Origin of the sequence: Mesonia sp. HuA40, assembly GCF_008017835.1 — a bacterium.
Lineage (GTDB): Bacteria > Bacteroidota > Bacteroidia > Flavobacteriales > Flavobacteriaceae > Mesonia.
This window is the reverse complement of the sequence record NZ_VRLT01000059.1, coordinates 417,539-442,696: the sequence shown is the minus strand read 5'-3', so window position 1 is coordinate 442,696 and position 25,158 is coordinate 417,539. Positions and strand designations below refer to the sequence as shown.

Below are 25,158 nucleotides of genomic sequence, written 5' to 3'. Positions count from 1 at the left end.
GAGCTTAATATCTAAAAGTAATAGTTAATCAACCAAAAAAGACCGTAAAAAAGGTCAACCTATTTCAGTATAATACATAACCAAGAGGCTATTTCATAAATCGAAAAAACTGATTACTAAATTGATTTTTTTTAAAGCACAAAACGAATAAATTTGAATAAACAGCTATTATGCAATTGAAGGCAATTTTAATTTTGACAATTCTTTTAATCAGTAAAAACCTTTACTCTCAAGAAAATAATAGAGAAAAAATCTTCTTTACATCTGATAGTCTATCTTTTATCCATTTATTTTCAAATCAAAAATTTGGTTTTATTTCATACAAAGGAGATTCACCATTATCATATTATAACGATAAAAATCAAATAAAAGGACATATAGATGGACCATATTTTATAATCAATGAATTTGGTTCAGGAGAATATTCGATTCAAAACAAAAAAATTCAATTGAATTTCATTAAGCCGAAACACCCAATTGACAGCATTTCAATAAAAGAATCTGAAAACTTAACTGATTCCATAAAAATCAAAATATCTTTCAAATCCTATGTGAATTCTAAAAACAATGACGGAATTGGAATTGGAAGTACTATAAAATCAAAGGATAGTTTAATCAACATAAATACGATGTTTGAAAGCTTCACAACATTTGGAGTTAAAAAAAATGAACTTCCTTTAAAATTAACAATTAATGAAAAGTATGATTTAGAAATAGTAAGTGACAAGAATCATAATATTACTCTTTTTGTAAATGATTTTAAAAAATTCACGACTGACAATATTGAAAACAAAGTATTTGAATTAAATACTTTAACTGAACAAACGAATGAATAAAAAACGGAGTACAACAATGTATAACCGCAATTACGGCTGATTCGACTACGTCCGAATCCACTCGGAATTGCTAACGTCTGTGCTTAACCGAAAAATTTGCGTACTTTAACCCGTTACTGACGCTTACACAAAACCGTTGAAAGGCTTCAAATAGGCTTTAAACGGAATCATTAATTGACTACATTACTGATTTTATTTTTGTTTTCTGGATCGATGATAAATATATGAATCCATTTGTTTATAGCTAATTGGTTCAAATGCTGATGCTTGTCTAAGATTTGCTGAACCATTTGTTTTGGCGCGTTGATGTATACCGATAAACGCAAGGGGTGATGATAATAATTTTTATCATTCTGGAATAGAGATTGTTGAGGTAACCCACGTTTTAAATCTCCCATATTACCTTCGATAACACCAAATTTTCCTGTAATGTTATGAAATATCTTTGATCCACCACCTAGATTCTCATTATCTACGGTAGAGAAATAATAATGGTTGTTTATCCATTGGGTAACTACCATAGGGCCCAGTAGAATATTCTCAAGTGCTTTGGCTTCTATGTCAAGTTTGTAATCGTAAGAATGTAAAAACACCTCAGTACCCAAATCTATTTGTTGACTTAAAGATCGTGGTCCGATTAGAAATCCTGCATTTTTGGCTAAACCCCATTCTGGTCGTACTTCGGCCCAATTTAATCCCTTTTTGCTAGCGAGTTTTTTAAGGTTGTTTTCATTTCCTAGGCGTTCGCTCAAGCAGGATTGCTGTACTTGCTCTAAATAGGCTTCTATTTCTTTAATACGTTTTAATTGCTTACTATTTTCTGTATGATAATAGAGTTCAATTTTTTCTGTGGTGGTATTGTGTTGGGCACCTATAAATAAGGTGTCTTCTGGGATATTAATATTGTATTGTTCTCTAAGCCCTTTTCTCACCTCAAAAGAATTGGCCAATTTAGCCAAAAGTCTAGCATTGGGTCCACCAGCATGCGCCGCACAGGCACCGCAATCTAAACTAGAAGCAAACGGATTGTTGGTACTCGTACTGCCGTGCCCAGCAAAAATTACTAATGGAGCAAATTTTTTCCACCCCATCATTTCAAAAGCGTTTTTTACAATTTCAATTTTTGTATTAAGTGCAACTGGCTGGTTGCTATCAAATAGTTCAGGTTCTGCAATTTGTTCTTTTTTTACAATTGGTTTTCCCAGCTTATAACGGTGAGCTGGTGTTACCGTGCTTTTAATTAAATGAAATCCGTAAAGTAAGCCAGCACCTTCAACAAATCCAAATGCAGCTGGTAACATATTTTTTAATCGCTTGAGAAAGTAATCGTAAAACCCGATGGATTCTTTTTGTTTTTTGTAGCGTTTGAATTTTTTATCCTGGTTTTTTAAGGGTGTTTCCTTTGCCGTGAATGCAGGATCTAAAATGGGCGGACAAGCATTATAGGTTTGCTGAGTATCTGGACATTTATATTTCATGGCAAGACCAAAAAAACCTGCATAACCAAAGGTTTCATTTCGTTGGTTACTTTCAATAATACGACGAATTCGTTCAGATCGCGTATCAATGCAAAACACCCATTGAGCATCTAAATCTTTAGTAGTTTGGCTGTCTAGCTCATTATTTTGGGTAAGGCCATTCTTAATTTTTTCCTCAAAAGCTATTTGCCAAGACTGTTCCCAGGCGTTTAACCAAATATGACTTAGGCTTGAAGTCTTGTTTTGATGTGAATCAGATGTTACTTCAGCTTTAAAGAGTAAATCATAATCTATAGCATAAGCTAATCCTAGTCGAACCGCTAAAAAATCTAAAGGGGTTATGGGGTATTCTTTTTGCCAATCTGGTTTATTTTTTTCTCGGTGTTTAATGTACCCCAACCAGCCTGGAAGCGCTAATAATTGAGATTTAAGAATAATTTTTTGCTTTTCTTTCGGATATCGATTTAGAACAAACAATATATTTTCCTCAGCGGTTTTAGGCAACTCAGTTATTTTGCCTTTACGGATTTGTTTATCGGTTGCAGCTAATTTTTTCCAGGCAGCGTAAAAGCCTTTTTCTCTAAAAGGCATAGCCCATTCGGCCACCCCCTCATCTAGAAAACTACTCAGCCATTTTATATGTAATTGATCTAATGCATCATATTTTTTTTGCAGAGTTTCAGATTCCTTAGCCAATTGCTCAAAACAAGCTTCAGGATGATCAACGATTCCGTTTTGTAGCAATAACTGTTTTAATATATCTTTACTGATCTCAGCATTTTCGTAAGCTCTTTTAAACTGATCTGCATTAGGGTAGGGGTTAATCTGTAATTCTTTTTTAGCACTTAATACCGCATCTTCAAAGGGCAAATGCTGGTAACCTGAAAGTTGATTTGAAGTAACAAAAGCATATAGCGGTTGAGTATCTGCGATTTTGTTAAGTAAATTTGCTATCTCATTTTTGATGGATGAATCGGACATAAGCTAAAAATTAAGATTTAGAGGAGCTGGGTTTAGGTTGAGATAAGTTTAATAACATTACGTAAAGCCAAGGTAATTTTTTATATAAGCCTAATTTCATTATAAAAAATCCAAGTAAAAACACACCGGCTACAAAAAGATGTACAAAACCGATTGGTTCAGGTTGTGCGGTAAAAGGCATATCTTTCATAAAATAGCTTACAAGGGCATACAATACGGCATAAGAAGAAATACCAAAAATGAAAATCCAAAAGGCAGAAAATATTTTTTTTAGCCAACTAACATTTCTGTATTTTAAGATGTTATAGGTGCTTTGTGCTACCGTAATAGCTACAATTATGGTTAAAAAAATTGCGCTATTGGTAAAACTTGTTTTGGCGGTTAATAAAGAAAAAAAGCTACCCCCTGCAAGTGCAAATATGACCACCCAAATCACTTGCATTGTGTTTATTTTTAAATGCTCTATTTTAGGAATATTTAGTTGTTTAATTTCACTGCCTGCAGATAAAAACAAATAAGCCTTGTAAAAGCCATGCAAAATTAAATGGGCTACTGCCGCATTGTAAAAACCTAAACCACATTGCATTAACATAAAGCCCATTTGAGCAATGGTAGAGCAAGCTAGTTTTTGTTTAACATTGGTTTGTATGAGTTTGTTGAACTGTGCGATAATGGCTGTTATACCTCCTATAACAAACAAAAAATAGTGACTTGTTGTAAATACCATTAAAGGGGCAAGTAAAGCCAATAAAATACCTGCGCCGTTTACAAAACCTGCGTGCATTAACGCCGAAGCAGGGGTAGGGGCAGTCATGGCATTTAGCAGCCAAGATTGAAAGGGATAAATAGCCGACTGAATGAAACATACCAACAGTATACCTATAACAGCGAAGTTTAATACCAAACTAGGCGCTTCTTGAAAATGATTTAAAATGCCCGGTAGTGTGAATTGCTGCGTATAATAAGCTAAAGAGAATAATGAGATGAATAGTATTAGGCTTGATATACTAAAGTAGATTAAGGCTATTTTAGCCGACTTTTGGGCTTGCCACCAATTTTTTTGTAAACCAATTAATCGGCTCATAAAAAATCCCATACCCAACCAACTTAAACATAAAATCAATAAATGATGGGCGGTAACCAACGAGATTACACTAAGCAAAAATAGGAAGCTATTGATATAAAAATTTTTAGCATATTGAAACCCCTGTAAATAATACGTAGCATAGTGGGTTACAATTGCTCCAAATAGTAAAACAACAGAAGCAATAAGTAAGCTAAAGGAATTAATATGATAAATCTCGCCAAAAATTAAATTGATGGGTGTAAATGCACTAAATGTTGCCGCCAAAAGAACGCAGAAAAAAAATGTCCACAAGAAATAGGAGTAAAGACGTTCAGGCATTTTCCTTTGTGTGTTAACAATTTCACCAGTTGCCATAAATCTATTTTTTATTTTTTTCTATACTAATATGAAGTTCTCCTTTAAGCTCAAAATCAGTATGGTTTTCTTCGTTCTGTTCAATAAATTGTTTTAGTAGTTTTCTTTCCTTTTCCAATTCGGCAATTCTTGCTTTAAAAGGTGAAAGATCTGTTTGGTGATTTTTTTCCCAACTTTGAAAACTTTTTAGTTCGTGAAAACTGATTTTTTTATTGATTAGGGCGAGAATGATTTCTCTTGCCTCATTAGCCGTGAAGGTTCCATCAACTAATTTGATGCTTAAGTTACTTTTGGCCTCCTGTTCCATAGTTTACTTTTATTTGGAGGCAAAGATTTAAAAAATGATTAATAAATTTTTATTTATATTTGTTATGTAAGACATTAATAATATTTATGAACTATACCTTGCATCAATTAAACATTTTCTTAGAAATATCTAGAACAAAGAGTATTACACAAACAGCCGAAAAACTTTTTCTCACCCAGCCGGCTGTTTCTATTCAATTAAAAAAATTTCAGGAACAATTTTCTATTCCCTTAACGGAATTAGTAGGCAGGCAATTGTATATAACCGATTTTGGTTATGAAATTGCCGCGGCAGCTAGCAAAATTATCAATGAGGTACACGCCATCAATTATAAAACCTTAGCCCACGCAGGTAAATTAACTGGGAAATTAAAAATATCGGTTGCTTCAACAGGTAAATACGTGATGCCCTATTTTTTATCTGGTTTTTTACAACAACATCCAGGAATAGATTTGGTTATGGATGTAACCAATAAAACCAAAGTAGTGCGCAGTATGGAGTTGAATCAAGTCGATTTTTCTCTAGTGTCAACGCTACCAGATAAACTTAGTCTACACTCTATAAAACTTATGTCGAATCAATTATATTTAATCGGTAACCAACAAATTGAGATTGATTCAAATGCACCTTTAAAGGAGTCATTAAAAGCGCACACTCTAATTCATCGAGAACCCGGATCGGCTACGAGAGATGCTATGGATGTTTTTCTAAAACAACATGATTATATAGTCGCAAAAAAATTAGAACTCACTTCGAATGAAGCCGTAAAACAGGCGGTTATTGCAGGTTTAGGGCTTTCAATTATGCCCTTGATAGGAATTAAAAACGAATTGCAAAGCAGAGAGCTGCAAATTATCCCTATTCAAGGACTCCCAATAACTACCCAGTGGAGATTAATTTATAGAAAAGCAAAAAAACTATCTCCTGCGGCCCAGGCCTTTTTAGAGTTTATAGAATTGGAGCATAAAGAGATAATTGCAAATAAATTTGCGTGGATTAAAGATTACGCTAAAGCGGAAAAAAATAAATTTTAATTTTTTATTTCTTTTTGATTAAAGTTTTAACCCCTTGAACGATTAAGAAAACCGCAATTCCTGCTATTAAACCATAAATCATTTCTTTTAAAATACTAGGAATTGAAGGTAAGAAATCATTCAAAGCATGAAATTCATGCGTAAAAATTCCTCCCGAAACCATAAGAAGCGCAATGGTACCGATTACCGATAGAGACTTTACCACTTTTGGTAAACTGTTTACTAAAAGTTCACCTAGTTTATATCTGAAACCAGACTCTTCTTCCTGGTTTTGCATCAAGGCAAAACCTGCATCATCCATTCTAACAATCAAGGCTACAATACCATAAACACCCACCGTAGCCAAAAGTGCTATAATGCTTACGACTAAAATTTGAATGCTAATACTTTCATTTTCAACGGTACCTAAGGCGATAATTATGATTTCTACAGATAAGATGAAATCGGTAATTATAGCCGACTTGATTCTTTCTTTTTCTATCGATAAAACCTCTGCCTCCGATTGGGCTTGTTTAAGATTTTCTTTTTTAGTTTTTTTATTTGGCTTTAAAAAATGTATTATTTTTTCTGCGCCTTCATATGCCAGATAAAAACCTCCAATCAGTAAAATAATTCCTATAACTACAGGAACAAAAGCGCTTAATAAAAATGCCAGCGGTAGTATAATAAGCTTATTTATAAAAGATCCTTTTGTGATTTTCCATAAAACGGGAATTTCGCGTGAAGACACAAAGCCCGAAGCTTTTTCTGCATTAACTGCCAAGTCATCTCCTAAAATTCCTGCTGTTTTCTTGGCAGCCACTTTACTCATTACCGCTACGTCATCCATTAAAGCGGCGATGTCATCTAATATTGCAAAAATTCCTGAAGCCATGATTAGGTTTTAGTTTTAAATGAACCAAAAATAAAAGAATTAACTCAATTCAGGTAAAAGTAGAATGAATAATTGACAGATTATTGATCGTCTAAAATTATAAAGCGCTCTTCAACGGCCATAGTCTTTAGGTTCTGACCTATATGCTTAGTCATTTCTGCAGGACCGCAAACGCAGAAGTATTGCTGTTTGTTTTGAATTTTATGTCTTAAAAAATCTAAGTCTAAGTAAGCTTTTTTATACTCACTTCTATCTTCTTTTGTAAGTATAAATTGCATTCTCTCTTCTAGTAATATACTCAATCCATTTTCTGGTATTTTATCTTTTGAAGTTTTGTTTGCGTAAAGTAATTTTATGTTCTCTAATTTATTTTTCTGCTCTAGCATTCTAAAAATGGCTAAAAATGGAGTAATTGCCGTACTTCCGGCAATAAATAATCCTAGTCCCTTATAGGTTAATTTACCATAAGGTTCTTCTAATTACAGTTGTTCTCCCGGTTTTAAATCATTTAATGCTTTAGTAACTCCGTTATGTTCAGGATAGATTTTTATGATCAGTTATAAGCTGTGATCATCGGTTAAACTTGTGATTGTAAACGCTCGTTTTTTATCTTGCCATTCTGGCTTATTTATCGCCACGTTGGTAGCTTGCCCAGAAATAAAATTGTAATTATTTGGTTTAGATATTTTAAAACGTTTAACATTATGCGTTGATGTTTCAATGGATAGGATATCAAGTTTATATGCCATAAATGTGCCATTTTAAGTGAATATTAAAAATCAAGATAAAGACCTGGCTTAAATGAAACCCCACTCATCTTGCTCACCTGTTTTGGGTTGAATATTTTTAACCCAAGGAGCAAACAAATTTTTAAACTGTTCAATTTCAAGGTTTAAAACCTTTCTTTGATTTTCGATTGCAAATCCGCTTAATTCTAAACTTTTTATATCGTTTTTTAGTTCTCTTATAGCTTTTCGAACCAGCCAGGCGCTTTCCATTTTATAGCAATAGGAGTCTATTTGTTGAGCACTAGTAAGTTTGGCTAAAAGTACGTTTGCGTTTTTGCGCATATAATGCAGGCTATCTTCAAGTAGGTTTTTACGGTAAACCGATTTTGAATTTTCATTTTGACGACTGCGGTATTCTAGTTCATTTATCATTTGATGAATTTGATAATGAATAATCCTAGCCTGTTTAATCAATGGTTTTTTAGTATCACTAGTTATCATGACTTTAAAATTTGTGTTAATTTAATTAAAAATACACAAATAAAAAGTGATGCTAGTAATTATTTAACAGCATTTATAAGAAGCGTTGCAGTTGCTGGATTACTGGCCAGTGGTACATCGTGCACATCGCAAATGCGTAGCAGCATCAATACATCTGGTTCATGTGGGTGTTTCTCTAAGGGGTCTCTAAAAAAGAGAACCATATTACATTTGCCCTCGGCTACTCGGGCAGCGATTTGGGCATCTCCACCAAGAGGACCAGAAAGTAAGCGCAATACTTCAAATCCTGCCCTTTTAACTTTTTTACCGGTAGTACCAGTAGAAACCAAACTGATGTGTTCTTGATGGAAAAAATCGGCATGTTCATTAAGAAATTGAACCATTTCGGCTTTTTTTCCGTCGTGTGCTATTATCGCTATTTCCATATTATTTTATAATTAGCTTTTTTATAGTGTGGTTTTTTAATCCGCGAAAGCGTAAAAAATAGAGTCCAGTAGCAAATGACCTAAAATTAACTTGTAACGTATTGGTCTTATGTTTTGGAATGTAGCTCTTTAGCAGGTTTCCATTAATATCTAATAAATCTATCTTTTTAAGAAGTAAATTGCTAGACCATTCTATTTTAGTAGAATCTTGAGTTGGATTGGGACTTACAATAATTTTACTTTCTATTTTGGGTTCTTTAATGTCTAAACTTGAATTTGGTAGACTTAAGGCTACAGGTCTGTGGTCACTTAGGTTCTGATCATATTCTTGCCATCCGTTACTTAAATAATTTTCTAAAAGTAGGGTACTGCAATTGGCTTGTGGGTTTTGAAAACTGGCGAACAAGGGTTGCGTAATTGCGATATGATCTAGATGCGAAGGCCAGTTAGGGTAAGACCACTGGCTGCTTGAACCATTTGCAATTGCTAAATCGTTGAATAGGTACAAGTTAGCATTATTTAAAAATGGGGCAAAAACATTATTGGCTGGAGCATCTGTAAGCACATCATTAAAATCACCTAACAGAATTACCTTTTTTCCCATTAAGTTGCCTGTTATGTATTGATCAATAAGAGTACTGGCCTGCAATCTTCTGTTTTCTTCGTCATTGTTGTCGTTTTGATTTAAGTTGCCATCTCCGCAGCATTTAAAATGATTGTTTATAATATAAATTTCTTCGCCTAAATAATCGATTTTTAAAATTAATGGAGCTCTTGGAAAAGCTTGCCAGTATTGATTGGAGGTGTAAATTTCATAAACATCTAACACTTGAATTACGTTAGCATTATACAAAAATGCCAATCCCGCAAAATCTGAAGAGTAGGTAACAGCATTATATTTAATTAAATTATTTGCCACTTGATTAAAAGCACCAATATCATCTATTTCTTGGAAAGCAATAAGGTCTGCATCAAGCTCATCAACAAACTCTGTTAAATAGTTTATGGATTTGTATCCGTTTTTAGGAAACCATTCAGTATTCCATGTAAGTACCTCAAAGCTTTGGCTACTGCCATAGTTTATGGGTTGCACGTATTGCGCAAATAGCGCTTGAGAACATAAATATAAAACTAAGGTTATAAAACTTAGGCGATGTTTAATCATATTTAGCAGCTTTCTTGGGGGCACTCGTTTTTAATATAAATTCTCTTAAATCTTGAGTAGATTGAATTAAATCTTGCTCACGTAGGTACATCATGTGTCCGCTCAAGTAGGTTTTAAATTCAATTCTATCTTTTAAATTTCCACTAGGATCTAATTGACGCATACTATATTTAGAATGAAAGTAGGTAGTAGCACCATCATAAATACCGGTTTGATAAAGCACATGCAAATACGGATTTTGAGCCATGGCTTTTCGCAATTGTTCGCGGATTTGATTGTTATTTCGGTCCCAAGGATGAACTGGTCCGAACATATTATATTTATAGTTGGTTTTAAACTGTAATTCTTCTTGCATATAATAATTAATTGCTGGAGTAAAGGCTTGCAGCCAAGCGATTAATTCTGAATTGTAATCGGGTTTTTCTCCAGCGGTATATTTGTCTAGACCTTTATATCTGCTATCTAACCTACCTACACTCAATTCGGGTTGGTTTTTTAAAAGTTTTTTCCAAAATGCCTGGCTTGGCAATGCAAGTTCATAGGCCAAAAATTCTTCTTTGTCTATTCCTGTAAAATTAGCCAGTTGTTGTGCAATCTCATCTTTTTTGTTTTTACTTAAGGCATTTCCTATGGCTAATGCAGGTAAAAGGTTCTGCATGGCATAGTCTTCTACAACTGGAAGTAAATCTTCTAATTTTTTCTCTTGCAGATTGGCAGGCAATTGGTTGTGATACCAAGCGGTGGCCGTATAATAAGGTAAAAATAAGGCTTTTGAAAGTGGCGTGTCTGACTCAAAACTTAAATAGTCTGCAGGAGAAACGAGAATCACACCATTTAGGTACATCCATTGTTTTTGTTGCAGTGCATAAGCCAATCCAGACACTCGTGTACCACCATAGCTTTCTCCAATTAGGTATTTGGGCGCGATCCATTTATTTTTGCGCGTAACAAATGTATTAAGCCAATCGGCTAGGTAATTTATATCGGCATTAATTCCAAAAAATAAATCGCGATTGGGAGAAGCATCCTTAGTTTTAATTATTCTAGAATATCCCGTATTTACAGGGTTTACGTAAACTATATCGGCAATATCCAGCAGGGTGTGCGGATTGTCTTTAATCCCGTAGGGTTGAATAGGGTATCCTTCTTTATCAATCTGCAATAATTTAGGACCGGTAAAAGCTAGATGCATCCAAGCTGATGCAGATCCAGGGCCACCATTAAAAGAAATAAGAAGAGGTCTGTTTTGTTTTTCTTGTTTTCCTTTTTTACCTATATTCTTATAATAATAAGTATAGTGTAGACTTGCCAAAGCCTTACCTTCTGAGTCATAAACCGGGAGCATTCCTACTTCTGCTGTATAAGAAAGCGTCTTATTTTGGGTTTTTATTTGATGTTGGGTGGTTATAAGCGTGTCTGTGGCCAATTTTAAATCTTGAGCAAAAGTATTCAATGATAAAAAAAAGAGCCCTAAAGTAACTAGTTTATTAAAATTCATATTCTTTAATTGTGCATTTTAATTTAAAAATCGGTTTTTATATTGAAATTAGTACTTTTTAATCCGTTTTTTATTGTAGTTACGTTTTGCTATTAATTTATCTGTGGGATAGTGAAAATCTTTAAAAAATGCTCAAAACTATTCTTTGCCCCTACAATTACTTCATCGTGGTTCAAGGCAGCTTCATTTTCTTTTAAGAATCGTGTAAATTTGTTCCAATCTTTAATAGCTGATTTATCGGTGCTAAAAAAGTAAGCTGGTAAAAAAGGTTTTAATTCGGGACAATCTAGCATCTGCTTAGCAATAAACGAACCGCCAAGGCTTGAGCCCTTGATAACGTATTGAGCACCTATACTCTGGTCTTTGTTCTTTAAATTAAATGAAGAATTTAAGGTTTCTATGTTGGCATTAGCTTGCTTTAAATCTTTAAGTAAAAGTTCAAATTTTATAGGCTTGTACTTTTCTTCATGCTTTAATATAGCCTTTTCAACACTGCTATATGCTGCATAGTTTTGTTTCAACAAATTAAGGTATTCTTTAGCAGAAATAGTATGATTTATAATTTTATAGGCTAGATTCTCGTTTTCAACGGCTTGATGTAGTTCTTTAGTTTCTTCTTTAAGACGAGTGGTTATCATTTACTTTTTCTATTTCTTCTTTTATTTTGTTGATGTTTGATTTATGATTTGTATTATCTGATTTTAATTCTTCTAGATAATCGTAGATTTTATTAATCGCAATTTTCTGATTTCTTTGTCGTTCCCTAAGTTCTACTTTCGCTTCCATATTAAATAACAAACGCTTGAACAACGGAGCTAATTTCTCACTCAAATAAGGTAAATGCTTTTTTAAAATATAGCCATCGGCTCCAGCCAAAATAGTTTCTGCGGCCAGTTCTTCATCGTTTATAGTTCCGGTTAAAAAATAAAATGGTATATCAGAATCGATTTCTTGAGTTTTTCTCAGTACGTCTAAACCGGTACAATCTGGTAGGTTGTAATCAGAAAAAACTATATCGGGGACAAATTCTTTAAGACTTCTTTCAAATTCTTTCAAATTATCGGTATGTACCAATTGAAAGTCAGATAAAACTTTTTCCAATTGAAATTTAAATAATTCAATATCGGTAGGATTATCCTCAATTAAGACTATTCTAAAAGATTCATTTATCATTTAAAAACAAATTATAAACAAATATAAAGTAATATTAGCTAGCTTGGTAGTTGTATATAAAAAATGCTATACTTATCTAGCTCGGAATCGATGAATATTTTGCCATTATGCTTTTTTACTATTTTCTTTACAAGAGCTAAACCAATTCCTTCCCCTTCAAAATTTTTGAGCGCCGCACTAGAACGCTGAAATAATTTAAAAATTTTCTTTTGCGCCGAAGGGTGAATCCCAATACCATTGTCTTTTACGAAGTAGGCGTTTTTTTGTGGTGAATAACCAATAACTATTTTGGCATCTTTTTTATGCTGGGTATATTTTAACGCATTATCAATTAAATTGGTAAAGACTTGTTTAATTAAAATGAAATCTCCAGTAAGGTCTGGAATTTCCTCTTCAATCTGAATGCGGATGCCTTCTTGATTTGAGAAATTGATCTCTTCTAGGTACCCCAGCACTAAATCGCGCACCTTGATGTTTTGCCCTTTGATTTCCTTCAAGTTGAGGGTGGCCAATTTCAAAATGCCATCGATGAGATTGTTCATTGAATCAACAGAGTGCAGTATTTTATTTCCGATTTGTTTTGTAGACGCATCAATTTTGGGTTTTTCTAAAAGCATATTAGTAAAACCTTCAATCCCCCTTAGAGGGGAGCGCAAATCGTGAGAGACGCTATAACTAAATGCCTTGAGATCCTTGTTGTTTTGCTTTAACCTTTTATTGAGCGTTCTAATTTTATTTTGCTGCTGTTGGAGCAAATGATTTTGCAATAGCTCTTTGATGATTTTGATTGATTTCAAATTCTCTTCACTCCATTCTTCGCTATGGCCTTTAACCTGTTTTGACCATTTTGCGAAAGAAGTTCTAGGGTTTAAGTAAGCAATACCATCAATAATTTTTTCGGGTTTCTTGGGTTTACCACCCCAGTTGACTTGTTGTATTTTTTCTTTTCGAAGCCAAACGATAGTATTGTTTTGCTCCCCATTCAAATTTAATGATAAAAGTCCAGCCCAAGAATCAGCCGCTGTAAAATATTTTGGATAATCTAAACTCAATTTAGAAGAAACAATTCTACCCGATTTTTGATGCTTTAAAAATTGTGAAATTCTAATTTGAAAATCTTTATTGATTTTTTCACCAATGATTTGAGTTCTATTTTTTTGCAGGATGATTAGAGCTTGGGCATTGAATAGATCTAACAAATTATCAGCTTGACTCAAAAAAGCATTTGACCAATCTTTTTCCTGGTCTATTTGAAATTTTAATTGCTCTACAATTTTACTTCTTTCTTGGTTGGCCTTTATAGCGGCTTTGTAATTGAGGCTATTAATTTTATTCGTAAATATTTCTACCAATATACTGCACAATTGCCTTTGTGTACGGTTTATAGATTTAGGAGCACTGTGATGACAAGTTATAAGTCCCCATAATTTTCCTTCGATAATTATAGAGGTAGTAAGCGATGCATTTACCCCCATATTTTTTAAGTATTGTAGATGTACTGGAGAAACCCCTCTGAGTTCTGAATTACTGAGATCTACTATTTTTTGATCTGTAGGGTTTAATTGGGGCGTAATGGCAATGGGCTGATAGTCTACATCTGCAATTATGCGTATTTTTTGTTTTAAAAATAAAGCCCTTGCTGGTTGAGGAATATCGGTGGCAGGATAATGTAATCCTAGCCAGCTTGTTTGGTTTTTTTGTTTGCATTCTGCTATGACTTCACCATTCCAATCTTTATTAAAGCGGTACACTAATACACGATCGTAATTAAATATTTTACTAACTATGTTTGCGGCATTTTGGCATGCTTCAAGTGCAGAATCTGAAGAACCCAAAGCTTCTGTTATGGTAGTTAATTGATCTTGAAGCTCAATAGGGTCTGAAATGGTAAATCGTTCTACTTCAAGTAAAATGCCTTGTTTGGTTTTATAAGCAACAAAAGAAAATTGGGTAGCATTAACTTTTCCACTAAATTCAAGACGATTTTTACTGCCAAGATTAAAATTTGCAATGCTTTGCTCTAGTTCTTTTCCTATTAAGAAGCTAATTTTTTTACCGATAAATGATTCCATAAAGGCTAAGTATTCCGATGCATTTTTTGCGCATTGAATTACCTTTAAGGATTCTTTATCAAGAACTAACAGCGTGCCAAAAGGCTGAATGTGATTGATTAAATGTATAGGCTCACGATCACAATTGGATAAAATAATGTCTTTGTCCTTTTTCAATTACTTTTCTTTCAATTTAAAATAAAATGTACTACCTGCACCTGGTTGAGAATCTACCCAAATACTACCTTTATGCAAGCTAATGATTTTTTCTACGTGAGCTAATCCTACGCCGGTTCCTTCGTATTTTTCTTCTGTAGGCACACGGTTGAAAATATCAAAAATTTGTTTTTGATTTTCTTTAGGTATACCAATTCCATTATCTGTAATTGAAAAGACGTGGTATTTACCATCTTGATAAGAAGAAATTCTAATTTCTGGGTCGCGATTTTTATCTTTATATTTTATCGCATTACTTAACAAATTTTGAAAAAGTAGGCGTAGCTCTACCTCATAGCCCTTAATTTTTGGTAAGTCACCTACAAATACCTTAGCCTTTGTTTCTTTAATACGCTTGCTCAAATCATATTTTACAATTTCGACCAGTTCTTGGGTATCTATAAGTTTTTTTTCAGAATTTCTACCAATTCGAGAATGTTCTAACAATGCTTTGATCTGCTCTGAAAGTCGGTCGCAAGCTTGATCGATATAGGTAATATAGGTTTTTGCTTTTTCATCTAATTCTTTAGCGTACACTTTGTTTATAACATCGCTAGCAAACTTAATTGTGGCTAAAGGCTCTTGTAAGTCATGTGAGCAAATAGACACAAATTGCTCTAAATCTTTATTTGTACGTTCTAGGTTTTTCTTTTGTTTGCTTAAGGCTTTTTGTGTTTTTTTAAGTTCGGTTATATCTATACAAGTAAATCGGTTAAGAATAGGCTTATCGAATTCATCATATTCTACCGTAAAATTAAGCATTATTGGAATGGTTTTTCCTGTTTTTGAACATATTTCAAGCTCAACATTTTTAAGCTGGCTTTCTTCTTTAAATAGTTTTTCAAATTTAAGCGCCTTGAGTTGTTGCTTATTCTTGTAAAGATTAAAGAAATTGATGTTTTTTAATTCTTCCTTACTAGCATATTCTAAGGTTTCTGCAGCTTCTTGATTACAATGAATTATTTTTGATGTAACTGGGTCTACACTAAAATGCATTACCGGGTCTTCTTCGTAAAATGATTTAAATCTTTTTTCGCTAAGCATTAGTTTGCGTTTAGCTTCTTCTAAAGACTCTATGTTAATATAAGTAATTACTACACCATTTTTATTACCATTAGAATCAAAGAATGGAGAAACCCGTTGTAGATAATTTGTCTCATCTTGTGTTAATATTTTTTTCTCGATTACACCACCGTTTTTCAACACGTGTTTACACTTTTCTACAATTCTATTTTTGAATCGTTTGTTAAAAGCACCAGTAAAATGATGAATAGGACGTCCAATATCACCTTCTATAAAATTAAAATGTTTATTAATTGCAGGTGTGAATTTACGGATACATAACTCTTTGTCTAAAAAAATGGTACCTATATTGGTGCTTTCTAGTAAATTGTTCATATCTGAATTTAGTTGCTCGAGATCATCAACCCTTTGTAAATTTTCTGCATTTACCGTATTAATTTCCTCGTTAACGCTTTGCAATTCTTCATTGGTACTTTGCAATTCCTCATTAGAAGCCAATAGTTCTTCGTTCGCGGCTTGAAGCTCTTCATTACTAATCTCTAAATTAGATAAAGATGTTTGAAGCTCAAGTTTTACATCTTTTAATTCTTCCTCTAACTGCTTTATATATTCTTGTTCAACAGTTTGGTTGCTGACTTCAATTCTAGTAGCCTTTTGATTTTTATCAAATTCCTCTTCAGCAAAGCAGATAATAAAATGAGTAGAGGAGTTACCTTCTAGATTTTCTATAGGTTTAATGATTAATTTCACCGTTTTATCCTCGGTTAAATCTCCTACTTTCAATTGAGAAAATAGCTGCATTTCTCTGGTTTTTCTAGCTTTATACACCCCAGATTTTATTAACTTTTTAAGACTATCATTCAACATATCTAATAGGTTGACGCTAAATCCTTTTTTGGGTAATTGAGCATATCGCTTAAAATCTCCTATGCCTTGAAGGATAGTAAATTCATCATCGATATATACGGCGGCTGAGTTGAATTGTTCTAAAATCAACTCATTGAAAAGATCTAAAAACTGTAAATTATTTTTAGTTTTATTACGTGTTGAATGCTGAATTATAGAAGTATCACTTTTGGGCGTGGTTTTAATCATTTTTTGAGTATTGTTCCTAAGATCAGGGGTGTTTTGTAATCTTCCTGTTGGATTTTGATTTTGAAAAATTCTTAATTTGCGATCAACATATTTAAAGTGTTCATTATGAGAATGAAGGGTTTCACTTGTGCCTAAGATTAAAAACCCCTCTTTATTTAAACAATAATGAATAATATCTAGGCTTTGATTTTGTATTTTATTCTGGAAATAGATAAGTAAATTTCTACAGAAAACCATTTCCATTTGCCCGAAAGGGGGATTTTTTAAAAGATTATGTTGAGAGAAAATTATGTGATTTCTAATTTTTTCAATCACTCTATAACCTTGATGTGTATGCGTAAAATATTTATTCAATAAATAAGGGTCAATTCCGGCGGCAATGCTTTCGGGATAAACACCTGTACTAGCAATATTTAAAAATTCCTGAGATACATCTGTAGCGAAAATTTTAACTTTGACATCTTTTTCTTGGTGCTCAATCTCCTCGTTTATGAGCATAGCAATCGAATAGGTTTCTTCTCCAGTGCTGCAAGCTATGTCCCAAATTTTTAAAGTGTCTTGTGGTTTTAGTTTTGCAACCACCATAGGTATAATTTCATCTTGCAATTTTACCCACACTTCTTCGTCTCTAAAAAATTCCGTCACTCCAATCAAGAATTCTCTAGCGAGTAAATGTAACTCCTCTTGGTTTTCTTCTACATAATTTAGGTACTCATGAAATGACTTGCACTTGCAAACTTGGAACCTTCTAATGAGCCTTCTTGAAAGCGTTGCATATTTATAATTAGAAAAATCTAAATGTGTTTTTTGATCTACCAAATGTAGAATTTCTTTTATAGCTTCCTTGTCGTATTCAACTTCTTGATATTTCAATAAGGGGTTTGCAAAACTGTTTTGAATGAAATGCCTAAGCTCTTGTCCCATTTGATCTACTGGTAGAATAAAATCAGCTAAGCCAGTCTTTATAGCACTTCTTGGCATGCCATCGAATTTAGCTTCTTCAGGATCTTGAACCATAATTAATCCTTCACCTTCTTTTATGGATTTAAGGCCACGTGTGCCATCACTACCCGTTCCACTTAGGATAATTCCAATTGCTTTTTCTTTTTTGTACTTCGCGAGGGAGTTAAAAAAAATGTCTATTGGGAAATTCATGGTATTTCCCTTCGGTTTAGCTAAAAGCTTAAAACAACCGTTTATAATCTCTGCGTTATTTTGTGGAGGGATGAGGTAAATATGCTTAGGCTTTATACATTCTTTATCTTCAATTTTTTTTATTGTAAGATGGGTGAATTTTTCTAGCAACTCTGCCATCATACTTTCAAAATTGGGGGAGAGATGCTGAATTATTACATAGGCGTTTATATCAGATTTCGGAAGATTTCTAAAGAAATTTTGTAGCGTTTCGAGACCACCGGCACTGGCTCCTATAGCTATAATTTGCGGCTTTAAAGGCTCGGCATAACTTGTAAAAGTTGATTCCATCAAATACAGGCATTTTATAACTCACAAAGTACGAATTATTTTGTTTTGAGCCTCTTTTCTGTATTTATTTAACCTATTAAATTTAGGAGCTAATTTTTTAATGGGGAATATACTTATTCACCATTTCAATATACTTTAATTTAGCTTGATTGGGTTCTAAATTTTCAACCTGAAATAGAGCGTTCATTTTAAATGCAGTAATCAATTTTTCTTGATGCTCATCTTTATGGTTAAAACGCTTGCTACCACTGGTGGCTTTTTTATAATAGGCATAAAACTCTAGCATCAAGTCGGGAGGGAAGCGCAACTTGGTCTTTCGAGCTTTATTGTAAGCTTCCATAAAAGACTTGTCTAGCTCTTCTTGAGACATTTTCTGGGTCATATCCAGTTAAATTTTAGCTATTATAGATTCTCCTCCGCGTACCTTTTCGTTTAATTCGACATGTATAGGTGTTCCCAAGGGTAAAAATAAATCAACTCGTGAGCCAAATTTTATAAATCCGCTATCGCTTCCTTGTTTCGCTGTATCTCCTTCTTTAGCATAATTTACAATTCGTTTTGCCAGTGCCCCAGCTATCTGTCTATATAAAACCTCACCTATGTTTTGGTTTTTTACGACTACTGTGGTTCTTTCATTTTCTTCTGAAGATTTTGGATGCCAAGCAACAAGAAACTTTCCCGGATGATATTTGCTAAAAACCACTTTTCCGCCTATAGGGTAACGAGTCACGTGAACGTTAATTGGCGACATAAATACCGAAACCTGAATTCTTTTTTCTTTAAAATATTCTTTTTCGTAAACCTCCTCAATTACTACTACTTTACCATCTACGGGAGAAACAACGGTACTACTATCTATAGAGGTATTTCTTTTGGGATTTCTAAAAAACTGAGCGACTATAATGAAAAAAAACAGCGATACGAGAAAAATAAGCAATTTTACCCACGTGGTTGAGAGGAGTGTCAAGCTCGCGATATTAATCGCTAAAAATAGGGCAGCGCTTACACCCAGAATTTTAAAACCTTCTTTATGAAACATATTTTATAAAATATAAATAGGTATATGCAAATGTAGCAGTATAAAGTATACTATCCAAACGATCTAAAATGCCGCCGTGGCCTGGCATTAAATTTCCACTATCTTTAACACCAGCTTGCCGTTTTAGTTTTGATTGGATCAAATCTCCCCAAGTCCCGAATATTGAAGATAGGGCACCTAAAATCATCCATTGTGCTGAAGTTAGTAGTGGTAAATAATTGGCTAGAATAATAGCTGCAATAAGCGTAAAAATAAATCCGCCAAGGAAACCTTCGACTGTTTTCTTAGGCGAAATGCGTTCAAATAACTTGCGTTTACCTATGCTTTTACCCACTAAATAAGCAAATGTATCGTTGGTCCAAATCATTATAAAAATTCCAAGAAGCAGTAAAGGTTCATAATCACCGTTAAAAAAAGGAATACGCGTAATAAAAATAAACGATGAGATTAGGTAAAAAATAACCACTAGGTATTTTTTTTCCTCAAAAAGAGGTATTCTACTCACAATAACTAAATCTCTTAATAAGAGCGATTTAATAAGTAGGGTAAGTACTAACAGGGTGTTGAGTATAAGCGTACTGCTTGGTAGATATGTACCACTATCCAGCACAGAGAAAAACAAGTAAAATACAACAAAAATCAGGTAGGATAAATAGCTTTTTAATCCTAGTAGTTTTTGCAATTCATATACGCCAAATAACCCAAAAATGAAAAACAATCCTTTAAAGAGATAGGGGTCTGGCAGCCATAAAACTACCAATAAAAGTATAACATATAATGCACCAGACAAGGCGCGGGTGAGGGTCTCTTTCATGCGATTTACAAATCTTCTACAAGCAGCAAATATAGGTTTTTAGATGTACTTCCGTAATTCAGGAAATCGTTTTCTTGATTTTCGCCAAAGGTTTTTATAGTGGTGATATTGGTAGGAATCCGGTTTTTACTTTTATTCTTTATGCCAGATAAGCCTTCGCCAATACTATTAATCAATTGGCTTGTGCGTGCAATAATTATGAAGTTATTGGGTAAACTTGCAAGTTTCTTTTCTTTTATTTGGTTTGATGATATAAGTAAGGCACCAGTATTGCCAATTAAGTACTCACATCCCGATATAAAGAAGGTGGCTTCTTTTTGATTAGTGTAGTTTAAATTAAAGTGTGTTAATTTGTTTTGGAGCTCTTGGTCAAAGCAAATAACCTCTTCTTCATGCCAATTATTCTCTTTTAAAATTAATCCAAAAGTTTCTTGCATTTCTTGCTCATCTGTACAATAAAGAAACTTACCGCCATTTTCTTTAAACTTAATCATAAAGCTTTCGTCGGTGGGAAGTTCTTCCTCCGGCATGAATTTGCTTTGGTTTTTGTTGTGTTTTTGATCTTCTTCTGTTTTGGCAGAAGTCACATAACCAATAAGTTTACGAAATAAGTTCATATACGTGTTAACAAACGTTTAATAGCATCTCGTTCAAAGATAAAAAAACTTGATTTATACACGTGATAAATCAAGTTTTTTTGTGTTTATAGAAGCATAAAATCAGTCTATTTACTTAGTAGACTCTTCTTTTTGCTCTTTATAGAATTCTTCGGAGGGTTTTTCAACAACTTTGCTATCTTTTTTAGCAAAGGGTCTTTCCCCAAAAATCTTCTCTAGATCATCTTTAAAGATCACTTCTTTTTCTAATAGTATTTCGGCTAGTTCGCTTAGTTTCTCCTTGTGTTGCTCTAGCAAATCAATAGCTCGTTGGTATTGAACTTCAATAATATTAGAAATTTCTTTATCGATTAATTCTGAGGTTTTTTCGCTGTATGGTTTTGTAAAGGTGTACTCAGATTGTCCACTGGAATCGTAATAGGTTAGATTACCTATTTTTTCATTTAATCCGTACACGGTAACCATGGCTTTGGCTTGTTTAGTCACTTTTTCAAGGTCGCTTAAAGCTCCGGTAGAAATTTTATTAAATATTACTTTCTCGGCTGCACGACCACCCATAGTTGCACACATTTCATCAAGCATTTGTTCTGGTCTAACTATTAGGCGTTCTTCTGGGAGATACCAAGCCGCTCCAAGAGATTGGCCTCTAGGAACAATGGTAACTTTAACCAAAGGAGCTGCGTGCTCTAGCATCCAACTTACTGTGGCGTGTCCTGCTTCATGATAAGCGATGGTCTTTTTCTCTTCTGGTGTAATAATTTTATTCTTTTTCTCTAGCCCGCCTACTATTCGATCTACAGCATCTAAGAAATCTTGTTTACCTACCGCTTTTTTTCCTTTTCTAGCAGCAATAAGCGCAGCTTCATTACAAACGTTGGCAATATCTGCTCCAGAGAAGCCTGGTGTTTGTTTGGCTAGGAATTCAATATCTAATTCATCATCTAGACGTTTTAATGGTCTAAGATGTACTTCGAAAATTTCTTTACGCTCTCTTAAGTCGGGTAGGTCTACGTAGATTTGCCTATCAAATCGACCAGCTCGCATAAGAGCTTTGTCAAGAACATCTGCTCGGTTGGTTGCGGCTAGAACAATAACATTGGTATTGGTGCCAAAACCATCCATTTCAGTAAGCAATTGGTTCAGGGTGTTTTCTCTTTCGTCATTAGAACCAGAAAAATTGTTTTTACCTCTTGCCCTACCAATGGCATCAATTTCGTCTATGAAAATGATTGAAGGTGATTTTTCTTTTGCTTGCTTGAACAAATCTCGCACACGTGAAGCTCCAACCCCTACAAACATCTCAACAAAATCAGATCCAGATAAAGAGTAAAACGGCACTTTGGCTTCTCCTGCCACTGCCTTAGCCAATAAAGTTTTACCTGTTCCTGGAGGACCAACCAAAAGGGCACCCTTAGGTATTTTGCCTCCTAATGATGTATATTTTTCTGGCTGCTTTAAAAAGTCAACAATTTCTTGCACTTCTTCTTTTGCTCCTTCTAGACCGGCTACATCTTTAAAAGACACCTTTACATCTGTATTTTGGTCAAATAATTTTGCTTTAGATTTACCGATGTTAAAAATCTGACCACCAGGGCCACCGGCTCCACCTCCGCTCATTCGTCTCATTATAAAAATCCACAACCCGATGATAAGAATAAAGGGCAGGAGTGTCCATAATAACTCCCCCCAAATATTGCTTTCGGTTTCAAAGGAAATATTTGCTTCGACATCATATTCTTTTTCAATTCTTTCAATATCCTCCTGAAATTTTTCAAGACTTCCAAAGTTTACTGTGTAGTGTGGGGTTTCCCCTACAGCCAATACACCAGGGTTATCTTTGCCTTTTTTTGCTAGCGATTCTTCCGCCTCGGGTGTAAGGTATACATTAGCTTTTTGAACATTCCGAATAACCACCAATTTCTTGATATTTCCATTCTTAAGGATTTCTTCAAATTTAGCCGGACTTATTTTTTCGGGTTCATTAAAGCCCCCTCCGCTAAAAAAGTTAATACCCAAAAATATAAGAATAATACCTATATAAATCCAATAAGAATTAAATTTAGGTTTTTTGCCTTGTGGCTGATTTTTTTGCTGTTGTTGTTTAGCCATTATTTATTGTACTAATTTTTTAATAATTGGTCTCAATTGCAGTAGTTTTAGCATCGCCCCAAAGACTCTCTATGTCATAAAACTCCCTGGTTTGTTTCTGGAAAACGTGCACGACAATATCCACGTAATCCATAAGAATCCATTCGGCATTGTCTGTGCCTTCAATGTGCCAAGGTTTATCTTTCAAACTTTTACTAACTACTTTTTGTATAGAATTTACTATTGCATTGGCCTGGGTGTTTGAGTTACCACTGCAAATTACAAAGTAATCACAAACTGTATTTTCTATTTCTCTCAAATCCATTAAAACAATATCATTTCCTTTAACGTCTTCAATCCCTTTAATTATGTGGGTCAGTAATAAGTCTGTGTTGCTATTATTTTTTGTCATTCAATTAATTTTCAAATTTTGGCAAAGTTATAACTTTTAATGCTCTTTTAGCATAGTTAACAAAAAGTTATATTTACTTTAGTGCTTTATTTTACATATGCAAATAATCAAAGTTCATACCACCCCTTCAACCAATACTTATCTCAAAGAATTTTATCGAGCCTACAAACAAGACGATCCTGTTTTGGTAAGTTGTCGAAATCAGACGCAAGGAAGAGGGCAGCTGGGCGCAAAATGGGAATCTATTGCTCATAAGAACCTAGCATTTAGTTTGTTAATGCCCAATTTAAATTTACCGATTAAAGATAGTTTTAAAATAAGTATGGTTGCAGCAATAGCTATTCATTCGGTTTTACAGGAAGTAGTTAATGCTAACTGGAAGATAAAATGGCCAAACGACATTTTGGCAGATAGTAAAAAAATTGCGGGAATTTTAATTGAAAATATTATTGTAGGTAAACAAATTAAAGGAAGTGTTATAGGTGTGGGGGTGAATGTAAATCAATCTGATTTTGGAGACTTACCCAAAGCTAGCTCATTGTGTTTGCTTAAACATAAACTATTTAATCTAGATGTTTTAGAAACGAAATTGGCGAACCATCTAAAAAATGAAATGGAAAAATCTTTAAATGAATCATTTGATTTGTTAAGCGCAAAATATCACCAAACCCTGTTTAAAAGAAATGAGGTTGCTGTTTTTGAATTTCCAGATGGAGAAAAGACCACAGGCATAATAAAAAGCGTCTCTCCAGAAGGCCTTTTACAAGTACTTTTAGAGGACGCCAGAATTCGTGAGTTTAACCTGAAGGAGGTAAAATTACTTTATTAGAGTTTGCTTAAATTTTCGGCAAGTGTATTAATAAAGTTTTTAAGTGGTGATTTTATCATCATACTCATCATGGGGTTAAAATTCCCTTCAAATTGAAGCTGTACATAACTTTTATTTTTGGCTTGACCATCTTCCTCGATTAAAGCAATTAATGAAAAAGGTAGTTTTTCACTTTTTGCTCCTAGCGTTATTTTATCATAAGCTTGCTTTTCTTTAATCAGTAATTTAATTTCTGGCATTCCCTTTAACTGAAAAAGAAAGCTTTCGTCTCCAGTGGTTTCAAATTTTTGAATAGAAGAAGGCATGATTTTTTCAAAATTATCTACTTTTAATAAAAATTGAAATAGCTCTTCTTGGCTTTTATTTACTTGTACTTTATCTGTCTCTAGCTGCATGATTTTATTTATTTGGGTTCCACTCTGCGGGGTTGGTGCGCCAAGTTTTTAAGGTTTCTAATTCTTTGTTGTTTAAATAATTGGTTTCGTAAGCTTGCTCAATAAGATTTTCATAATTACTTAAAACGTGCACATTTAGGTTTTTTTCTAAGAAATTTTGGTGAGCTACATCAAATCCGTAACTAAAAATAGCGAACATTCCCTTTATGGTTGCGCCACCATTTTCTAAGGCTTGAACAGCGTTTAAACTACTCTTACCTGTGCTAATTAAATCTTCAATAACTACAACTTTAGCACCTTTTTCTAATTGGCCTTCAATTTGATTTTGCCTCCCATGTTTTTTTGCTTCTGGTCTAACATAAACAAAAGGCAAACCTAAGTATTCTGCTACAAGCATACCAATACCTATAGCTCCAGTAGCAACTCCTGCAATTACGTCTGGTAAACCATAGTGCTGCTCTAATTGTTTAGCTATATTTTCTCTTATATAATTTCTGATGGGAGGATAAGACAAAATTATCCGGTTGTCACAATAAATTGGCGATTTCCATCCGCTTGCCCACGTAAAAGGTTCTTGTGGTTCTAATTTAATTGCTTTTATTTGTAAAAGTAATTCGGCTGTTTTTTTGGCCGTGTCTTTATCTAAAATCATA

At 33.8% G+C, this 25,158-nt stretch carries 25 protein-coding genes; 3 read left to right on the top strand and 22 right to left on the bottom strand.

The window, feature by feature from the left end; genetic code table 11:
* Positions 1-170 precede the first annotated feature (170 nt).
* A complete protein-coding gene (locus FT993_RS11660) occupies positions 171-836 on the top strand; it encodes a hypothetical protein (protein ID WP_147862714.1) in 666 nt (221 codons plus the stop codon).
* 170 nt (positions 837-1,006) lie between these two features.
* Here FT993_RS11660 and FT993_RS11655 read toward each other — a convergent pair whose 3' ends face one another.
* Genes FT993_RS11655 through FT993_RS11645 form a run of 3 tightly spaced genes read right to left on the bottom strand, consistent with a single transcriptional unit; the run spans position 1,007 to position 5,043 of the window.
* Entirely contained in the window at positions 1,007-3,295 is a 2,289-nt protein-coding gene (locus FT993_RS11655; RefSeq protein ID WP_147862713.1) for a DUF2309 domain-containing protein, read from the bottom strand.
* A gap of 10 nt (positions 3,296-3,305) precedes the next feature.
* Positions 3,306-4,736, bottom strand: a complete 1,431-nt coding sequence (locus FT993_RS11650) for a proton-conducting transporter membrane subunit (protein ID WP_147862712.1) — start codon at positions 4,734-4,736, stop codon at positions 3,306-3,308.
* A 4-nt stretch (positions 4,737-4,740) separates the two neighbouring features.
* Entirely contained in the window at positions 4,741-5,043 is a 303-nt protein-coding gene (locus FT993_RS11645; RefSeq protein WP_147862711.1) for a hypothetical protein, read from the bottom strand.
* Positions 5,044-5,129: 86 nt separating this feature from the next.
* On the opposite strand from FT993_RS11645, the gene FT993_RS11640 reads away from it, so the two are divergent.
* Positions 5,130-6,077, top strand: coding sequence for a LysR family transcriptional regulator (locus tag FT993_RS11640; protein WP_147862710.1), 948 nt, complete (start codon positions 5,130-5,132; stop codon positions 6,075-6,077).
* Between the two features lie 4 nt (positions 6,078-6,081).
* Here the strand turns inward: FT993_RS11640 and FT993_RS11635 are convergent, their stop codons facing one another.
* The 17 genes from FT993_RS11635 to rsfS all read right to left on the bottom strand — a co-directional run bounded on the left by FT993_RS11635 (position 6,082) and on the right by rsfS (position 23,281).
* Positions 6,082-6,951, bottom strand: a complete 870-nt coding sequence (locus tag FT993_RS11635; RefSeq protein ID WP_147862709.1) for a DUF808 domain-containing protein — start codon at positions 6,949-6,951, stop codon at positions 6,082-6,084.
* Positions 6,952-7,031: 80 nt separating this feature from the next.
* Entirely contained in the window at positions 7,032-7,382 is a 351-nt protein-coding gene (locus FT993_RS11630; protein WP_147862708.1) for a hypothetical protein, read from the bottom strand.
* Positions 7,383-7,508: 126 nt separating this feature from the next.
* Entirely contained in the window at positions 7,509-7,700 is a 192-nt protein-coding gene (locus FT993_RS11625; protein WP_147862707.1) for a hypothetical protein, read from the bottom strand.
* A gap of 48 nt (positions 7,701-7,748) precedes the next feature.
* Positions 7,749-8,180, bottom strand: a complete 432-nt coding sequence (locus FT993_RS11620) for a hypothetical protein (protein ID WP_147862706.1) — start codon at positions 8,178-8,180, stop codon at positions 7,749-7,751.
* A 59-nt stretch (positions 8,181-8,239) separates the two neighbouring features.
* The gene (locus tag FT993_RS11615) at positions 8,240-8,605 is read right to left on the bottom strand and encodes a methylglyoxal synthase (protein WP_147862705.1); all 366 of its coding nucleotides are present in this window, start codon (positions 8,603-8,605) and stop codon (positions 8,240-8,242) included.
* Position 8,606: 1 nt separating this feature from the next.
* A complete protein-coding gene (locus FT993_RS11610; RefSeq protein WP_147862704.1) occupies positions 8,607-9,770 on the bottom strand; it encodes an endonuclease/exonuclease/phosphatase family protein in 1,164 nt (387 codons plus the stop codon).
* Complete coding sequence (locus tag FT993_RS11605; protein WP_147862703.1) at positions 9,763-11,268, bottom strand: S10 family peptidase; 1,506 nt, start codon at positions 11,266-11,268, stop codon at positions 9,763-9,765. The genes FT993_RS11610 and FT993_RS11605 overlap by 8 nt, the downstream gene beginning before the upstream one ends.
* A 92-nt stretch (positions 11,269-11,360) precedes the next feature.
* Entirely contained in the window at positions 11,361-11,906 is a 546-nt protein-coding gene (locus FT993_RS11600) for a biliverdin-producing heme oxygenase (protein ID WP_147862702.1), read from the bottom strand.
* Positions 11,887-12,441: a response regulator gene (locus FT993_RS11595; protein WP_147862701.1), complete on the bottom strand. Its 555-nt coding sequence runs from the start codon at positions 12,439-12,441 to the stop codon at positions 11,887-11,889. Before FT993_RS11595 ends, FT993_RS11600 begins: the two co-directional genes overlap by 20 nt.
* A gap of 38 nt (positions 12,442-12,479) precedes the next feature.
* Complete coding sequence (locus tag FT993_RS11590; protein ID WP_147862700.1) at positions 12,480-14,669, bottom strand: ATP-binding protein; 2,190 nt, start codon at positions 14,667-14,669, stop codon at positions 12,480-12,482.
* On the bottom strand, positions 14,670-18,311 hold the full coding sequence (locus FT993_RS11585) for a chemotaxis protein CheB (RefSeq protein ID WP_147862699.1): 3,642 nt from the start codon (positions 18,309-18,311) through the stop codon (positions 14,670-14,672).
* 97 nt (positions 18,312-18,408) lie between these two features.
* Positions 18,409-18,693 (bottom strand): acyl-CoA-binding protein, encoded by a 285-nt coding sequence (locus FT993_RS11580; protein WP_255504490.1) that lies wholly within the window; start codon positions 18,691-18,693, stop codon positions 18,409-18,411.
* Positions 18,694-18,699: 6 nt separating this feature from the next.
* Positions 18,700-19,350, bottom strand: coding sequence for a phosphatidylserine decarboxylase family protein (locus tag FT993_RS11575; protein WP_147862698.1), 651 nt, complete (start codon positions 19,348-19,350; stop codon positions 18,700-18,702).
* Positions 19,340-20,164 carry a phosphatidate cytidylyltransferase gene (locus FT993_RS11570; protein WP_147862697.1) on the bottom strand — a complete coding sequence of 275 codons (825 nt, stop codon included), beginning with the start codon at positions 20,162-20,164 and terminating at the stop codon, positions 19,340-19,342. The genes FT993_RS11575 and FT993_RS11570 overlap by 11 nt, the downstream gene beginning before the upstream one ends.
* A gap of 5 nt (positions 20,165-20,169) precedes the next feature.
* Positions 20,170-20,781: an LUD domain-containing protein gene (locus tag FT993_RS11565; RefSeq protein WP_147862696.1), complete on the bottom strand. Its 612-nt coding sequence runs from the start codon at positions 20,779-20,781 to the stop codon at positions 20,170-20,172.
* Between the two features lie 111 nt (positions 20,782-20,892).
* Complete coding sequence (ftsH, locus tag FT993_RS11560) at positions 20,893-22,890, bottom strand: ATP-dependent zinc metalloprotease FtsH (protein ID WP_147862695.1); 1,998 nt, start codon at positions 22,888-22,890, stop codon at positions 20,893-20,895.
* Positions 22,891-22,909: 19 nt separating this feature from the next.
* Complete coding sequence (rsfS, locus tag FT993_RS11555; protein WP_147862694.1) at positions 22,910-23,281, bottom strand: ribosome silencing factor; 372 nt, start codon at positions 23,279-23,281, stop codon at positions 22,910-22,912.
* 97 nt (positions 23,282-23,378) lie between these two features.
* On the opposite strand from rsfS, the gene FT993_RS11550 reads away from it, so the two are divergent.
* On the top strand, positions 23,379-24,110 hold the full coding sequence (locus FT993_RS11550) for a biotin--[acetyl-CoA-carboxylase] ligase (RefSeq protein ID WP_147862693.1): 732 nt from the start codon (positions 23,379-23,381) through the stop codon (positions 24,108-24,110).
* Here FT993_RS11550 and FT993_RS11545 read toward each other — a convergent pair.
* Positions 24,107-24,505, bottom strand: a complete 399-nt coding sequence (locus FT993_RS11545) for an SRPBCC family protein (protein WP_147862692.1) — start codon at positions 24,503-24,505, stop codon at positions 24,107-24,109. The genes FT993_RS11550 and FT993_RS11545 overlap by 4 nt on opposite strands.
* A gap of 4 nt (positions 24,506-24,509) precedes the next feature.
* Positions 24,510-25,157 (bottom strand): orotate phosphoribosyltransferase, encoded by a 648-nt coding sequence (gene pyrE / locus FT993_RS11540; RefSeq protein WP_147862691.1) that lies wholly within the window; start codon positions 25,155-25,157, stop codon positions 24,510-24,512.
* Between the last annotated feature and the right edge of the window lies 1 nt (position 25,158).

Bases quoted from the DNA above. Each gene is read 5' to 3' on its own strand.
- FT993_RS11545 (WP_147862692.1), bottom strand. From the start codon at position 24,505: ATGCAGCTAGAGACAGATAAAGTACAAGTAAATAAAAGCCAAGAAGAG.
- rsfS (WP_147862694.1), bottom strand. From the start codon at position 23,281: ATGACAAAAAATAATAGCAACACAGACTTATTACTGACCCACATAATT.
- FT993_RS11620 (WP_147862706.1), bottom strand. From the start codon at position 8,180: ATGATAACTAGTGATACTAAAAAACCATTGATTAAACAGGCTAGGATT.
- FT993_RS11615 (WP_147862705.1), bottom strand. From the start codon at position 8,605: ATGGAAATAGCGATAATAGCACACGACGGAAAAAAAGCCGAAATGGTT.
- FT993_RS11565 (WP_147862696.1), bottom strand. From the start codon at position 20,781: ATGAACTTATTTCGTAAACTTATTGGTTATGTGACTTCTGCCAAAACA.
- FT993_RS11605 (WP_147862703.1), bottom strand. From the start codon at position 11,268: ATGAATTTTAATAAACTAGTTACTTTAGGGCTCTTTTTTTTATCATTG.
- FT993_RS11625 (WP_147862707.1), bottom strand. From the start codon at position 7,700: ATGGCATATAAACTTGATATCCTATCCATTGAAACATCAACGCATAAT.
- FT993_RS11570 (WP_147862697.1), bottom strand. From the start codon at position 20,164: ATGAAAGAGACCCTCACCCGCGCCTTGTCTGGTGCATTATATGTTATA.
- FT993_RS11580 (WP_255504490.1), bottom strand. From the start codon at position 18,693: ATGACCCAGAAAATGTCTCAAGAAGAGCTAGACAAGTCTTTTATGGAA.
- pyrE (WP_147862691.1), bottom strand. From the start codon at position 25,157: ATGATTTTAGATAAAGACACGGCCAAAAAAACAGCCGAATTACTTTTA.
- FT993_RS11575 (WP_147862698.1), bottom strand. From the start codon at position 19,350: ATGTTTCATAAAGAAGGTTTTAAAATTCTGGGTGTAAGCGCTGCCCTA.
- FT993_RS11650 (WP_147862712.1), bottom strand. From the start codon at position 4,736: ATGGCAACTGGTGAAATTGTTAACACACAAAGGAAAATGCCTGAACGT.
- FT993_RS11660 (WP_147862714.1), top strand. From the start codon at position 171: ATGCAATTGAAGGCAATTTTAATTTTGACAATTCTTTTAATCAGTAAA.
- FT993_RS11645 (WP_147862711.1), bottom strand. From the start codon at position 5,043: ATGGAACAGGAGGCCAAAAGTAACTTAAGCATCAAATTAGTTGATGGA.
- FT993_RS11610 (WP_147862704.1), bottom strand. From the start codon at position 9,770: ATGATTAAACATCGCCTAAGTTTTATAACCTTAGTTTTATATTTATGT.
- FT993_RS11655 (WP_147862713.1), bottom strand. From the start codon at position 3,295: ATGTCCGATTCATCCATCAAAAATGAGATAGCAAATTTACTTAACAAA.
- FT993_RS11600 (WP_147862702.1), bottom strand. From the start codon at position 11,906: ATGATAACCACTCGTCTTAAAGAAGAAACTAAAGAACTACATCAAGCC.
- FT993_RS11585 (WP_147862699.1), bottom strand. From the start codon at position 18,311: ATGGAATCAACTTTTACAAGTTATGCCGAGCCTTTAAAGCCGCAAATT.
- FT993_RS11635 (WP_147862709.1), bottom strand. From the start codon at position 6,951: ATGGCTTCAGGAATTTTTGCAATATTAGATGACATCGCCGCTTTAATG.
- FT993_RS11550 (WP_147862693.1), top strand. From the start codon at position 23,379: ATGCAAATAATCAAAGTTCATACCACCCCTTCAACCAATACTTATCTC.
- FT993_RS11640 (WP_147862710.1), top strand. From the start codon at position 5,130: ATGAACTATACCTTGCATCAATTAAACATTTTCTTAGAAATATCTAGA.
- FT993_RS11595 (WP_147862701.1), bottom strand. From the start codon at position 12,441: ATGATAAATGAATCTTTTAGAATAGTCTTAATTGAGGATAATCCTACC.
- ftsH (WP_147862695.1), bottom strand. From the start codon at position 22,890: ATGGCTAAACAACAACAGCAAAAAAATCAGCCACAAGGCAAAAAACCT.